Genomic DNA, 14,502 nt, shown 5'->3' with positions numbered 1-14,502 from the left:
CCGCCCGCCGTGCCCGTCTCGTCCGCCCGTTCACAGCCTGGGCATCCATTCCACGTAGAAGATCCCCAGCCCGGCCGCGGCGCACAGGGCGGCGATCAGCCAGAAGCGGACCACGATCGTCGTCTCGGCCCAGCCCTTCAGCTCGAAGTGGTGCTGGAGCGGGGCCATCCTGAAGACCCGTTTACCGGTCATCTTGAAGAAGCCGACCTGGATGATCACCGACATGGTGATGAGCACGCACATCCCGGCGAGGATGATCAGCAGGATCTGGGTCCTGGTGGTGATGGCCAGCCCGGCGAGCACGCCGCCCAGGGCGAGCGAGCCGGTGTCACCCATGAAGATCTTCGCGGGCGGGGCGTTCCACCACAGGAACCCGACCAGCGCGCCGAGCACCGCGGCGGCGACCACGGCGAGGTCCAGCGGGTCGCGGACCCAGTAGCAGTTGGGCCCGAGCTGGGTGGTGCAGCTGTTGCGCAGCTGCCAGTTGCCGATCAGCACGTACGAGGCCAGCACCACGCCGGTGGCGCCGCTGGCCAGGCCGTCGAGGCCGTCGGTGAGGTTCACCGCGTTGGAGAACCCGACGATCATGATCAGCACCCAGATGGTGAACCCGATGAGGCCGATGGAGGGGCCGAAGTCCCTCAGGAACGACAGGCGCGTCTCGGCCGGGGTGATCAGGTAGGCGTTGGGGAAGCGGGTCACCAGGACCGCGAAGACCGCGCCGACGATGAGCTGGCCCAGCGCCTTGGCGCCGCTCCGCAGGCCGAGGCTGCGCTGCTTGTAGATCTTGATGAAGTCGTCGAGGAAGCCGACCGCGCCCAGTCCCGTCATCAGGAACAGCACGAGGACGGCCGAGACCGTGGGGGGCGTGAAGCTGTACAGGTGGGCGCAGGCGAAGCCGACCAGCGCGGCGATCACGATCACGGTGCCGCCCATGGTGGGGGTGCCGCGCTTGTCGTGGTGGCCGGAGGGTCCCTCCTCCCGGATGCTCTGCCCGTAGCCGCGCCGGGAGAACAGGCGGATCGCCAGCGGCGTGCCCAGCATGGACAGCAGCAGGCTCACCGCGGCCGCGACGAGGATCTCCCTCATCGGCGGTCACCTCCGAGCAGCGCCGCGGCCACGCGTTCGAGGCCCGCCGCGCGCGGTCCCTTGACCAGCACGACGTCGCCGGGTGCCAGCATCGCCGCCAGCTCCGCGCCCGCCTGGGCCGCGTCGGCGGCGTGCGAGACCCGGGTGACGGCCGGAGTCCCGCCCGCCGCGGAGCCCTCGGGGTCCCCGAACGCGGCGACGGGCGCGGGACGGCCGGCACGGCCTGCGCCGGGCGGCTCGCCCGCGCCGCCACCCGGCGGTCCCCCCGCTCCGTGGTACGCCCCCGAGGCGGCCGGTACGCGGCCCGCGGCCTGCACGGCGGCCCTGGCCCCGGCCAGGACCGGGTCGGCGTCGGGGCCGACGACGAACAGGCCCGCGAGGCCCGCGCTCCCGGCCAGGCGGCCCAGGCCCTCGTTGAGCGCGACGCTCTCGTCGCCCAGCTCGCGCAGCGCGGCGACGACCGCGAAGCGGCGGCGGTCGCCCGCGAGCGCGTCCAGCGCGCCGAAGGCGGCCCGCATGGAGTCGGGGTTGGCGTTGTAGGCGTCGTTGATCACGGTCACGCCGTCCGCGCGGTCGGTGACCTCCATCCGCCAGCGGCTGCGGGGCTCGGCCTCCGACAGCTCCTCGGCGATGGTGGCGACCGGCAGGCCGAGCTCGTAGGCGGCCGCGGCGGCGGCGAGCGCGTTCTCCACCGCGTGCTCGCCGTACAGGCGCAGGCCGACCGGGGCGGCGCCCGAGGGGGTGCGCAGCGTGAAGGAGGCGCGTCCCCGCTCGTCGACGGTGACGTTCTCGGCCCGCACGGTCGCGCCCTCGGCCCGGCCGTACCAGGTGACGCGGGCGCGGGTGCGCTCCGCCATCGCGGCCACCAGCGGGTCGTCGGCGTTGAGCACGGCCACGCCCTCGGCGGGCAGCGCCTCGACCAGCTCGCCCTTGGCCCTGGCGATCTCCGCCTTGCCGCCGAAGACGCCCAGGTGGGCGGTGCCGACGTTGAGGACCACGCCGATCCTCGGCGGGGCGACGCGGGCCAGGTGGGTGATGTGCCCCGCGCTCCTCGCGCCGAGTTCCAGCACCAGGTAGCGGGTGTCCTCGCCGGCCCTCAGCACGGTCAGCGGGTGGCCGATCTCGTTGTTGAACGAGCCGGACGTGGCGACCGTCGGGCCGATCCTCGCGGTGAGCCTGGCCAGCAGGTCCTTGGTGGTGGTCTTGCCCGCGGAGCCGGTGAGGCCGATGACCGTGGTCGCCGGCAGGGCCGCGCAGACCGCGGTGGCCAGGACCGTCATCGCGGCCACGGTGTCGCCGACGATGACGGCGGGGGCGTCGACGGGCCGGGAGGCCAGCACGGCGACCGCCCCGGCCGCGACGGCCTGGGCGGCGAAGTCGTGCCCGTCGACCCGTTCGCCCTTGATCGCGACGAACAGCGACCCCGGTTCGACGGCGCGGGAGTCGGTGACGACCGGGCCGCGCACCACCGCGCGTGGGTCGGCCATGCCCGCGAGGGCCCCCGAGGTGATCTCGGCGATCCTGGCCAGCGGCAACGGGATCATGATGCGTCTTCCCTACTCTCCATACGTGCTTCGGCGCCCGGTGCGGTCCCTGCGCCTGCCGATCGCGTCGGCCACGACCTGCCTGTCGTCGAAGGGAAGCACCTGGTCCCCGACGTACTGGCCCTGCTCGTGGCCCTTGCCGGCCACGACGACGACGTCACCGGGACCCGCCCGGCCGACGGCCAGGTCGATGGCCGCGGCGCGGTCCGGCTCAATGATCACATGTGCGCGCCCGTCCTGGGACACGCCGAGAACTCCGTCCATCATCTCCGCGAGGATCCGCAGGGGGTCCTCAGAGCGGGGGTTGTCGCTGGTGAGAATAGCCACATCTGCCAGCCTTGCGGCGGCTTCTCCCATCATTGGGCGTTTACCACGATCACGGTCACCTCCGCAGCCGAGCACGACGATGAGCCTGCCCTCGGTGACCTCGCGCAGCGAGCGCAGGACCGACTCGACCGCGCCGGGTTTGTGCGAGTAGTCGACGATGGCCTGGAAGTCCTCGCCGCCCGGGACCCGCTCCATCCGGCCGGGGACCCCCGCCAGCGTACCGACGCCCGCCACCGCGGCCCGCAGCGGCACACCCGCCTCCACCAGCGCGACGATCGCGCCCAGCGCGTTGGACACGTTGAAGGGGCCGGGCAGGGCGACCGACGCGGCCTCCTCGACGCCTCCGGGGCCCACGACCGTGAAGGCGCTGCCCTCGGGGCCCAGGCGCACGTCCACGGCCCGCCAGTCGGCCTCGACGGCGCCCTCGGCGGAGAAGGTGGTCATCGGGATCTTCGCGATGCCCAGCAGCTCCCGCCCGTGGGCGTCGTCGATGTTGACGACCCCCACGCGGCTCATCTCGGGGGTGAACAGCCTGGCCTTCGTCGCGAAGTAGTCGTCGAGGTCACGGTGGAAGTCGAGGTGGTCCTGGGACAGGTTGGTGAACAGCGCCACGTCGTAGAACACCCCGTCGACCCGGCCGAGCGCCAGCGCGTGGCTGGAGACCTCCATCGCGGCGGCGGTGACGCCCCGCTCGCGCATCAGGGCGAACAGGCCCTGCAGGTCGCTCGCCTCCGGCGTGGTGAGCTTCGGCGTGAAGCGCAGCTCGCCGACGTGGATCTCCACGCCCCCGACGAGCCCGGGACTGTGTCCCGCGGCCCGCAGACCGGCCTCCAGCAGGAAGGTGACGGTGGACTTCCCGCTGGTGCCGGTGACCCCGATGACCATCACGTCCGCCACCGGGTTGCCGTACACCCAGGCGGAGACCTGCCCGAGCAGGGCGCGCGGATCGGGCACGACGAGGACCGGCAGGCCGGTCGCGACCGCGGCCCGCCTGCCCGCCTCGTCGGTCAGGATCGCGCTGGCACCCGCGGCGAGGGCCTGGGCGGAGAAGTCGGCCCCGTGGGCCGTGGACCCCGGCAGCGCGACGTAGAGATCTCCCCGGCGCACCTGGCGCGAGTCGATGGTGATCCCGGACACGGCGGCCAGCGGGGCTCGCGACGTGCCCGAGGGCGCGCCGATGAGGCTCGCCAGCCCCGAGAGCGGACGGGGTGAACTGGTTGAGGGTCGCATTGACGACGGGGGATGCACGGCGAGAGCGTACCTTCACTCGTCACTCTCCGGCGCGTATCCGCACCGGGGACGGCTTGGTTCCGGTCGGCGGGATCTTCCCGCTCTTCAACGCGAACGTCATCACCTTCTTGAAGACCGGCGCGGCGATCTCCCCACCGTAGTGGCCCTCCTGGGGGTCCTGGAGCACCGCCAGGACGACGAGCCGGGGCTTGTCCGCGGGGGCGAAGCCAACGAATGTCGCGGTGTATCCGCAGTAGCCCTGACATCTGGTGTCGTAGCGCATCGCGGTACCCGTCTTGCCCGCCACCCGGTAGCCGTCGATCGCGGCGAGGTTGCCGGTCCCCTCCTCGCTCACGGCGGCCTCCAGCATGGTGGCGATCTCCCGCGCCGTACGCTCGCCGACCACCCGCGTCTGCTTGCCCGGCGGGGACGGCGTGAACGCGCCGTTCTCCCCCGTGGTGCCGGCCACGACCTGCGGGGTGACGCGCACCCCGCCGTTGGCGATGGTCTGGTAGACGCTGGCCGTCTGGAGCGCCGTCACCGAGACCCCCTGGCCGTACGCGATCGTGCAGCGCTGGCTGCCCGACCAGCTCTTCCAGTCGGGCAGGAGCCCGGCCTCCTCCCCCGGCAGCCCGGTGCCCGGCTTCGTGCCGAACCCGAAGCGCTGGAGCATCGAGTGGAGCTTCTCGTCGCCGATCTTCTGGGTGGCGAGGATCGTGCCCACGTTGCTGGAGGTCGCCACGATGCCGGAGAAGGTCAGGCGCTCGGTGGGGTGCGGGTGGGAGTCCTTCAGCACCCGGTCGGCGCACCTGATCTCGTCGGCGACCGTGAACAGGCTCTCCGGCCGCACGGCCCCCGACTCCAGGGCCGCCGCGGCGGTGATGACCTTGTTGGTGCTGCCCGGCTCGAACACGTCCGTGACCGACCGGTTGACCCGGTCGGCGTCGGGGGCGTTCATCCAGTTCTTCAGGTCGAGCTCGGGCGCGTTGGCCATCGCGAGCACCCGGCCGGTCCGCGTGTCCATCACGATGGCGCTGCCGGTGCGCGACCCGGTCGCCTTCACCTGCTCGCCGATCGCCTTCTGCGCGGCCCACTGGATGTCGCGGTCGATGGTGAGCCGCACGTCCCTGCCCTCGACGGGCGCCCGGACGGTGCTGCGGGTCATCGGGATGCGCTGCCCCTTGGCGCCCGTCTCGATGATCTGCTCGCCGTCACGGCCCGCGAGCAGCTTGTCGTAGGTGCTCTCCAGGCCGGCCAGCCCGGTGCCGTCGGTGCCGACGAACCCCAGCAGGGTGCCCGCCAGGTCACCGCCCGGGTAGTCGCGCCGGTAGCGGTGCTTGCTGCCGACCCCCTTGAGGTCGTACGCCATGATCCGCTGGGCGAGCGCCGGGTCGACGGCCGCGGCGAGCTGCTGGTAGTGGCTGGTGCTCTGGGCCAGCTTGGCGACGATCGGCTCCTTGGGGGTGCCCAGCTCCTTGGCCAGGATCGTCGCCACCCGGTCGCGTTGCGTGGCGGAGACCTCCGACGGGTCCACGAAGACCTCGCGGGCCTCCAGGGTGAGCGCGAGCTCGTGGCCGTTGACGTCGGTGATCGACCCTCGCCTGGCGGGCAGCTTCTCGCCCTGCACGCGCTGCTTGGCCGCCTCCGCCGTGTAGACCTTCGAGTCGAGGCCCTGGAGCTGGATGAGCCGCCCCGCGAAGATGGACAGCACGAAGGTCATCGCCATCAGGCCGATGCCGATGCGCCTGCGGGGGTTGCCCAGGCGCAGCACCGAGGGCGGGCGCGCCGGAGGCCGCGGCGGCCTGCCACCGCCGCCGCGCGTCACCGTGCGGGTGTGCTCGTGGTCCCCCGGCCGCTCGCCACCACGCCTCGGCACGGACCGCACCCAGCCCAGCGGGTCGGGCGGCTCCTCCGACCGCGAGGACCGCACCGGCCCGCGCGGCGTCTCGGGACCCGGGGACCTGCGCGGCGTGCCGGGCCCCGGAGGCCCGCCCGGCCTGCCCGTCCGGGGACCGGAGGTCCTGCCGGCGGCCCCGGGGGCACCGGTGGAACCGCCCCTGGCGTCCGGCCGTCCGGCCCGGCCCGGCCCGTCGGAGGCGGGCGGTCGCGCGCCGGAACCGGACCTGCCCGCGGGACCCGGCCGGCCCGGGGAACCGGACCTGCCGGACGGGCCCGCGGCCGGCGGCCTCGCCGCGGAGCCCGGCCTGCCCGGCTTAGCCGATTTGTCGTATTTATCAGATTTATCGGATCTGCTGGAGCCTTCCGAGGCCGGTGGCCTGCCGGACGAGCCCGCCCTGCCGGAACCGCCGGAGGCGGACGCCCGGCCGGACCCGCCCTGGGCGGGCGGCCTGCCCGCGGAGCCGGGCCTGCCGGCCCCCCGCCCCCTGCCGGAACCGTCGGCCGGGGACGGCCGTCCCCTGGAGGCACCCGGCCTGGCCGGCCCGTCGCCTCCCTGCCCCCTGGCGGGAGAGCCTCCCCTGCCGGAACCCGCGGACGGCCTGCCCGGGGAGCCCGGCCCGTCGGGGGAACCCGCGCGGCCGGAACCGGGCGGCCGGCCCGGCGAACCGGACCTGCCCGGCCCGTCGGGCTCCCGGGCCCCGCCGGAGGAACCCGCGCGGCCGGAGCCGCCGGAACCGGGTTTCCCCGAGCCGGGAGACCTGCGCGGGGAGGGGGGCACGCCGGGAGCACCGGGAGCACCTGAGGACCCGGCGTCGCCGGAGCCCGGCCTGCCCGGCCTGCCGGGAACGTCCGGGGAGTCGCCGGGCCTGGCCGCACGGCCGGGACCGCCCGGAGAACGGCGGCCCGAACCTCCGGCCGGCCCTCCGGTGGAGCCGCCGCGCCCCTGTCCGGGACCCGGGCCGCCGGTCTCCCTCACCGGCCCGTGCCCGGCACTCGCTCCTGCCCAGCAGGCGTCTGGACGTCGCCGGCGACCCCGACGGCGGGCTTGTCGGGGTCGATGACACGCGCGGTGTCCCAGTCGGGCCCCAGCCCCTGGAGCTCGTTGTTCCTCGCCACCGCCTCGGGCATCTCCTGTCGCATGATGGCGCTCTTCTTGCTCTCCTTCTGGTTGCGCAGGTCGCTGATCTCGTTGCGCAGCCCGTTGGCCCTGAAGGAGTCCTGGGCGAGCACGGCGTTCAGCAGCAGCAGGCTGACCAGGCCGCCGCAGAGCAGGCCGACCACGAGCAGCAGGAAGGGAGTCCTCGGCGGCCGGGCGCGGCGGGGCGCCGCGGGCGCCTTGACCTGCGCGGCCGGAGCGGCGGCGGGTGCGGGCCCGACCGGCCTGGTCCCGTATCCCTGCGGCACCGCGCGGGGGACGCGCACAGGGCGCGCGCCGCGGCTGGGCGCGGCGCGACGGACGTCTGTCTCACTCCTCGTCAACTGCCTCACGGATCCTCTCTGCCGCCCGACACCGGGCGGAGGCCGCCCGCGGGTTGCGGGCCACCTCCTCTTCGCTCGGAAGCTCGGCCCCCCTCGTCAGGAGCGCGAACCGCGGCTGGTGAGCCGGCAGCGGGACCGGCAGGCCCGGAGGGCCGGTGTCCCTGGTCCGCGCGGTGATGACCTGCTTCGTCAGCCGGTCCTCAAGGGAGTGGTACGCGAGCACGACGACGCGCCCGCCCAGCGTCAATGCGTCGAGCGCGGCCGGGAGCGCGCGTTCCAGCGCCGTCAACTCCGCGTTCACCTCGATCCTCAACGCCTGAAAAGTCCTTTTGGCGGGGTTTCCCCCGGTCCTGCGAGTAGCGGCCGGGATCGCCGTCCTGACGATCTCCGCAAGCCGCTTGGTAGACGTTATGGCCTCTCTGGCCCTTTCCTTGATGATTAAGTGCGCGACACGCGGGGCGAATCGTTCTTCTCCGTAATCCCGCAGGATCCGGATCAGCTCGGCGGCCGGGTAGGTGTTGACCACGACCTCGGCCGTCAGCTCCTCGTCGCGGTCCATCCGCATGTCCAGCGGCGCGTCGTAGGAGTAGGCGAAACCCCGCTCGGCCTCGTCCAGTTGCGGGGAGGAGACGCCCAGGTCGAACAGGGCGGCGTCGACGCGGGGGTGCCCCACCTCGGCCAGCACCTCGGGAAGCTCGTCGGAGACCGCGCGGACCAGCGTGGTCCGGCCGGCGTACGGGGCGAGCCTGGCGGTGGAGCGCTCGATGGCGGTGGGGTCGCGGTCGATCCCGATCAGGTGGAGCGCGGGATGCGCGGCGAGCAGCGCCTCGGCGTGGCCGCCGAGGCCGAGGTTGGCGTCGACGAGGACGGGAGCGGGGCGGGCCAGCGCCGGAGCGAGCAACTCCAGCACCCGGTCGAGCATGACGGGGACGTGACCCCCAGGTGCTTGGAGATCATGGTTGTGGTTCTCGGCGCGCATGAAGCGCAACCCCCCTCTTTCCCGCCTCGTCCCGTGGACGCGCGGCGGACGCTCACCGGTGTCTTGAAACTGGCCCCCACCCCCGGGGCCGTCCGGCCAGGTCCCCATCCGCACCCGCGTGTCCGCCCCTCACCTGACACCGGGGAAGGTGCATCAGCTGACGGGCAGGTGGTTGCGGGTGGAGACCTCGCCGAACGACGTTTTACCGATGAGTCGACCGTGGAGTCACAGAATCCCTGGCAGCACCTCCTCCGACAGATCGGCAAAAGCCTGCTCTTGGTCGGCCAGATAGGCGCTCCAGGCGTCCGCGGCCCAGATCTCCAGCCGGGTGTTGGCCCCGATGACCACGCAGTCGCGGCGCAGGCTGGCGTACTCGCGCAGAGCCTGTGGAACGGTGATCCGGCCCTGCTTGTCGGCGACCTCGTCGGAGGCACTGGCGAAGAGGACGCGGCTGTAGTCACGGACCGCCTTGGCGGTGACCGGCGCGGTGCGCAGAGCCTCGGTTATGCGCTGGAACTCCTCTACGGGAAAGACGTAGAGGCAGCGCTCCTGGCCTTTGGTGATCACCAGACCCTCCGCCAGCTCCTCGCGGTACTTCGCCGGCAGGAACAGCCGTCCCTTGTCATCGAGACGCGGGTGGTGGGTGCCGAGGAACACCGGCCTCACCTCCCGTGCCCAGCGGAGCGCCAGGCGTCACAGCCCTGCCCTCCACTGCGCACCACCATACTCCACTTCTCTCCACCGTCAACTGATTCCACGCCTCTTCACGACGGGTTTCACCGCCATTTCCCCAGTTCAAATGGGGTGGTGCGGAGTGGAGGGGGTAAGCGGCCCCTCGTACGCCATGGGCGTGTCGGGCAAGGCCGCCGAATAGGCTAAAGATCATGAAATAAATCGCGGAGCGGTGAAGAATGAGGAAGACGAATCCCCGCCTCGTCACCGGATCGGCACGCCACCCGTACAGGACCGCGACAGCCGGCGCACACACTAGGGCTGTTTACCCGGAATCATCCCTGATGGCCGCATAAAGTCGCCGGGGAACGCACGGCGCCGTAGTGTCGGTAAGCAGAATGAGTAACGGGATCGCAAAGATTCCGCAACGGCAACCCCCCGGCGCGCAACCGCCGCACCCTCATGGAGGCCTGGTGGCAGTAACCCATGACGTCTCACCACAGCTCGATGATCTTGTTGTCACCGCGCACCGGATCCGCCAGTCGATCGAATCGGTGATCGAGGGCAAGAGCGACGTCGTCCGCCTGACCTTGACCGTACTCCTCGCCGAGGGGCACCTCCTCATCGAGGACGTGCCCGGAGTCGGCAAGACCATGCTCGCCAAGGCGCTGGCGCGGTCCATCGACTGCCCGGTGCGGCGCGTGCAGTTCACCCCCGACCTGCTGCCGAGCGACATCACCGGAGTGAGCGCCTACAACCAGCAGACCAGGGAGTTCGAGTTCAAGCCCGGCCCGGTCTTCGCCAACATCGTGGTGGGCGACGAGATCAACCGGGCGTCGCCGAAGACCCAGTCGGCGTTGCTGGAGTGCATGGAGGAGCACCAGGTCACCGTCGACGGCGCGACCTACCGGCTCGACTCCCCCTTCATGGTGATCGCGACGCAGAACCCGATCGAGATGGAGGGCACCTACCCCCTTCCCGAGGCGCAGCGCGACCGGTTCACCGCCCGGATCGCGATGGGCTACCCCGCGCCCTCCGCGGAGCTGGAGATGCTCGACGTGCACGGCGCCGCCTCCCCGCTGGACAAGCTGGAGCCGGTGGCCACCACCGAGGAGGTGAAGGCGCTGATCGAGGCGGTGCGCGGGGTCTACGTCTCCCAGCCGATCAAGAAGTACGCCATCGACCTGGTGACCGCCACCCGCCAGTCCCCCGACCTGCGGCTGGGCGCCTCCCCCCGGTCGACCCTGCAGCTGGTCAGGGCCGCTCGGGCGCACGCCGCGCTCGCGGGCCGCGACTACGTCATCCCCGACGACCTGCAGGAGCTGTGCGTCCCCGTCCTGGCGCACCGGCTGCTGCCCAGCATCGAGGCCCAGGGGCAGCGCCGCCCGCCCGAGCAGGTGATCGCCGACCTGGTCCGCCGGGTGCCCGTGCCCGAGGCCCAGGCCCGGTGACCTCCGGCCTCAAGGCGCTCACCGCCCGCGGCCGGTCCTTCATCGCGTCCGGCGTCGCGGCGCTGCTGTGCGCCTTCATCCTCGGCGAGCACGACCTGCTCAGGATCAGCGTGCTGATCATCTCGCTGCCGCTGCTGGCGGCCATGGTGGTCGCCCGCACCCGATACCGGCTGAGCTGCGCCCGGCGCCTGGACCCGCCCAGGGCCGAGGTGGGCAGCGAGGCCACCGTGACACTGCGGCTGGAGAACGTCACCCGGCTGCCGACCGGCCTGCTGATGATCGAGGACACCGTTCCCTACGCCCTCGGCGCCCGGCCCAGGTTCGTCCTGGACCGGGTGGAGGCGCAGGGGATCCGGGAGATCGACTACCGGGTCCGCTCCGACCTGCGCGGGCGCTTCACCATCGGCCCGCTCTCCATCCGCATCAGCGACCCCTTCGGCCTGGTCGAGCTGACCAGGTCGTTCACCATCAGCGACACGCTGATGGTCACACCCCAGGTGGTGGCCCTGCCCCACGTCCGCCTGGCCGGTGAGTGGACGGGCGGGGGCGACAGCCGTACGAGGAGCGTGGCGGCGGCCGGGGACGACGACGTCGCGCCTCGCGAGTACCGCCAGGGCGACGACCTGCGGCGGGTGCACTGGCGCTCGACCGCCAGGCACGGCGAGCTGATGGTGCGGCGCGAGGAACAGCAGTGGCAGAGCAGGGGCGCGCTGCTGCTGGACACCCGGCGCTACGCCCACCGGGGCGAGGGCCCGCGCTCGTCGTTCGAGGCGGCGGTCTCGGCCGCGGCCTCCATCGGCGTGCACCTCGCCCACGAGGGTCTCGGCCTGCGCCTGGTCACCGACCAGGGGGCCGAGCACCTCACCGACAGCGGGCTCAGCCTGTCGCTGCTGGACACCCTGGCCGTCGTACGGGCCAGCACGGCGCGGTCGCTGGAGTACGGCGTCGGCGCGCTGCGGCAGGGCGGCGGCGACGGCCTGATCGTGGCCGTGCTCGGCAAGATGGACCTCGACCAGGCTCAGGAGCTGTCCAGGGTCAGGCACGGCAACATGACCGGCGTGGCCGTGATGCTGGACGTGGAGGCGTGGGAGCATCCCGAGCTGGGCGAGGACGAGGAGTTCCAGGCGGCGCGGTCGGTGCTCACCGGGACGGGCTGGCGCGTCGTGCGGCTGCCCGCCGGCGCCTCCGTCGCGAGCGTGTGGCAGGACGTCGCGCAGCGCGGACGGTTCGCGGCGAGCAGGGGTGGCTCATGAGACTTTCCATCGCGTCGGGCGTGGCCACCGGGGCGGTCGCGATCGCGCTCTACCCGCTCTTCCAGGGCGGCGCCTGGTTCTGGTCGAGCGTGGGCGCCATCCTGGTCGTGACCGGGATCGGCGTGCTGGCCGGCCACTACACGCTGCCCGGCTGGCTCGCGCCGCCCGCGCAGGCGCTGGCCGTGTTGATCTACCTGACGGCGGTGTTCGCCGGTGACGAGGCGTGGGCGAGGGTGGTCCCCACCTGGGAGTCGATCGCCAGGCTCGACAAGCTGCTGACGACGGGCTTCGCCGACATCCAGCGGTTCGCCGCCCCGGTGCCCGACAGCGCCGGCATCGTCCTGCTCACCTGCGGCGGCGTCGGCCTGATCGCCGTCCTGGTGGACCTGCTGGCCGCCCGGCTGCGCAGGGCGGCCCTCACCGGGCTGCCGCTGCTGGCGCTGTTCGTGGTCCCGGCGGCGGTGATCGCCGAGCCGATCAGCTGGCCGGCGTTCATCATCGGGGCCCTGGGCTACCTGGGCATCCTCGTCGCCGACGGGCGGGAGCGGGTCAGCCACTGGGGCCGCGCGGTGCTGGTGCGCCGCACGTCGTCCTTCACCGTCACCCGGCCCACGCCCTCCGAGAGCGGGGCCCTGCGGCTCTCCGGCAGGCGCATCGGCTTCACCGCGATCGCGCTCGCCGTCCTGCTGCCCGCGCTGCTGCCCACCATGGAGCCCAACCCGCTGTTCGGCTTCGGCGTGGGCAACGGCAGGGGCGGCGGCAACTCGATCAGCATCCCCAACCCCATGGTCAACCTGCGCGGCCAGCTGTCGCTGCCGGAGAACTCCACCGTCCTGACCTACAAGGCCAGCGACAGCACGCCGCGCTACCTGAGGATGTACTCGCTCGACATCTTCGACGGCGAGCAGTGGACGATGTCGGAGCCCAGGGGCCGTCCCGAGGACCGGACCTCCGACTCGCCGATGCCCGCGCCCCCCGGCCAGAGCACGAGCGTGCCCGTCACGCCCGCGAATCTCACCGTCACGGTGAGCGACCAGGTCAGGAGACTGAGCTTCCTTCCCCTGCCCTATCCGGTGTCCAAGGTCACGGTGGCGGGCGACTGGCGGCCCGACCGCGACACGCTCATGGTCTTCTCCACGCGGAACACCGCGGGGGGCCTGACGTACCAGGCCGTCACCGCCGAGCCCGAGCCCACGGCGGACCGGCTGAAGAGCGCCGCCCCGCCCGCGACGGCGATCAGGGAACGTTACCTGGCGCTGCCGGAGGACCTGCCGGAGGAGATCAGGCAGCTCGCCCTCCAGCAGACCGAGCGGGGTTCCAGCGCATACGAGCAGGCGATCCAGCTGCAGGAGTTCTTCACCGACAGCGGCGGGTTCACCTACAGCCTGGCCACCCAGGGGCACAACGGCCCCGCGCTGACGGACTTCCTGATCCGCAACAGGACCGGCTACTGCGAGCAGTTCGCCGCCTCCATGGCCGTGCTGGCGCGTGTCCTGGGCATCCCCTCCCGGGTCGCCATCGGCTACACCGGGGGCAGCGTCACCTCCGGCGGGTGGCAGGTGCGCACCCACGACTCGCACGCCTGGCCCGAGCTGTACTTCGAGGGCACCGGGTGGCTCCGCTTCGAGCCCACCCCGGCGGGCGGGGCGGGCCAGGGCAGCGCGACGGTGCCGTCCTACACGCTGCCCGAGGTGGCACCGGACACCCCCGACGAGCCGAGCTCGGCGCCGTCGTCGGACCCCACCGGCTCCGACTCGCCGACCGGATCGGCGAACGACCGCCGCGGCGAGATCCTCGACAGGGAGTTCGGCGGCGCGCTGACCCCGCTGGACGAGGGGATGCCGCTCGCCGCGAAGATCGGGATCGGGGTCGCGATCGCGCTGCTGGTCGCGCTGATCCCCGCGCTGGTCCGCTGGCAGCTGCGGCTCCGCCGCGACAGGGCCTACACGCGGCGGGCCGCGGAGCCGGATCCCGGCGACTCCGCCTCGCGCGCGGCGGCCGGGGTGGTCGTCAGGGAGGTCCGGCGGGAGCCGGCGGTGACGGCCGCGTGGACCGAGCTCGACGACGTCCTGTGCGACTACGGGATGTCCCGGCAGGCGAGCGAGAGCCCTCGCGCGCTGGCCGGGCGGCTGGCGGCGCAGTACCGGTTCGAGCCGGAGGCCGCCGCCGCGCTGGCGAGGATCGCCTCGGCGGTGGAGCGGACGCTCTACGCCAGGACCCCGGGCGAGATCGGCACCCTCCGCGAGGACGTGCGGAGCGTGCGGCGGGCGCTGGCGGCCACCGTGACCCGCGGCAGGCGGATCAGGGCGGTGCTGCTGCCGCCCTCCACGCTCCTGCGGATGCGGGCATTGGGCGGGCGGGTGCTGGACGGTTTCGACCGCCTGGAGAACATCCGGCTCCGCAGGCCGGCCAGGAAGGGCGCCTAGCGCCCTCGGTGATCGGGACGTGGTCGCGCGTCCCGATCACCGAGGGGACGGCGGTCGGGGGCGCGGGCCGGGATGCTCGGCCGCAGGGAGGTACGGAACAGTAACCTTCAGGACGGGGTGGCGGACCCGGCCGGATGACGCGGGCCGCTCCCG

Annotated in this window: 10 protein-coding genes; 3 read left to right on the top strand and 7 right to left on the bottom strand. The window is 72.9% G+C overall.

Annotated features, from left to right (window positions below):
* Window positions 1-30: 30 nt before the first annotated feature.
* The 7 genes from mraY to mraZ all read right to left on the bottom strand — a co-directional run bounded on the left by mraY (window position 31) and on the right by mraZ (window position 9,204).
* Window positions 31-1,089: a phospho-N-acetylmuramoyl-pentapeptide-transferase gene (gene mraY / locus ACFFRH_RS02275; RefSeq protein WP_386153705.1), complete on the bottom strand. Its 1,059-nt coding sequence runs from the start codon at window positions 1,087-1,089 to the stop codon at window positions 31-33.
* Complete coding sequence (locus tag ACFFRH_RS02270; protein WP_386153702.1) at window positions 1,086-2,633, bottom strand: UDP-N-acetylmuramoyl-tripeptide--D-alanyl-D-alanine ligase; 1,548 nt, start codon at window positions 2,631-2,633, stop codon at window positions 1,086-1,088. The genes mraY and ACFFRH_RS02270 overlap by 4 nt, the downstream gene beginning before the upstream one ends.
* 12 nt (window positions 2,634-2,645) lie before the next feature.
* Window positions 2,646-4,190, bottom strand: coding sequence for a UDP-N-acetylmuramoyl-L-alanyl-D-glutamate--2,6-diaminopimelate ligase (locus ACFFRH_RS02265; RefSeq protein WP_386153699.1), 1,545 nt, complete (start codon window positions 4,188-4,190; stop codon window positions 2,646-2,648).
* 40 nt (window positions 4,191-4,230) lie between these two features.
* Window positions 4,231-5,961: a peptidoglycan D,D-transpeptidase FtsI family protein gene (locus ACFFRH_RS02260; protein WP_446697418.1), complete on the bottom strand. Its 1,731-nt coding sequence runs from the start codon at window positions 5,959-5,961 to the stop codon at window positions 4,231-4,233.
* 1,100 nt (window positions 5,962-7,061) lie between these two features.
* A complete protein-coding gene (gene ftsL, locus ACFFRH_RS02255; RefSeq protein ID WP_344747385.1) occupies window positions 7,062-7,511 on the bottom strand; it encodes a cell division protein FtsL in 450 nt (149 codons plus the stop codon).
* A 43-nt stretch (window positions 7,512-7,554) separates the two neighbouring features.
* Complete coding sequence (gene rsmH / locus ACFFRH_RS02250; protein WP_344747393.1) at window positions 7,555-8,547, bottom strand: 16S rRNA (cytosine(1402)-N(4))-methyltransferase RsmH; 993 nt, start codon at window positions 8,545-8,547, stop codon at window positions 7,555-7,557.
* Window positions 8,548-8,772: 225 nt separating this feature from the next.
* Entirely contained in the window at window positions 8,773-9,204 is a 432-nt protein-coding gene (gene mraZ, locus ACFFRH_RS02245) for a division/cell wall cluster transcriptional repressor MraZ (protein ID WP_344747384.1), read from the bottom strand.
* 488 nt (window positions 9,205-9,692) lie between these two features.
* On the opposite strand from mraZ, the gene ACFFRH_RS02240 reads away from it, so the two are divergent.
* From ACFFRH_RS02240 to ACFFRH_RS02230, 3 genes are read left to right on the top strand one after another with little or no spacing between them, the layout of a single operon-like run.
* Window positions 9,693-10,670 (top strand): AAA family ATPase, encoded by a 978-nt coding sequence (locus ACFFRH_RS02240; RefSeq protein ID WP_344747382.1) that lies wholly within the window; start codon window positions 9,693-9,695, stop codon window positions 10,668-10,670.
* A complete protein-coding gene (locus ACFFRH_RS02235; protein ID WP_344747381.1) occupies window positions 10,667-11,923 on the top strand; it encodes a DUF58 domain-containing protein in 1,257 nt (418 codons plus the stop codon). The genes ACFFRH_RS02240 and ACFFRH_RS02235 overlap by 4 nt, the downstream gene beginning before the upstream one ends.
* Window positions 11,920-14,349 (top strand): transglutaminase TgpA family protein, encoded by a 2,430-nt coding sequence (locus ACFFRH_RS02230; protein ID WP_386153693.1) that lies wholly within the window; start codon window positions 11,920-11,922, stop codon window positions 14,347-14,349. Before ACFFRH_RS02235 ends, ACFFRH_RS02230 begins: the two co-directional genes overlap by 4 nt.
* Window positions 14,350-14,502 lie beyond the last annotated feature (153 nt).

Origin of the sequence: Streptosporangium vulgare (assembly GCF_042428775.1) — a bacterium.
Classification (GTDB): Bacteria; Actinomycetota; Actinomycetes; order Streptosporangiales; family Streptosporangiaceae; genus Streptosporangium; species Streptosporangium vulgare.
The sequence above is the reverse complement of the archived record's forward strand: the minus strand, read 5'-3'. Positions and strand labels throughout refer to the sequence as shown.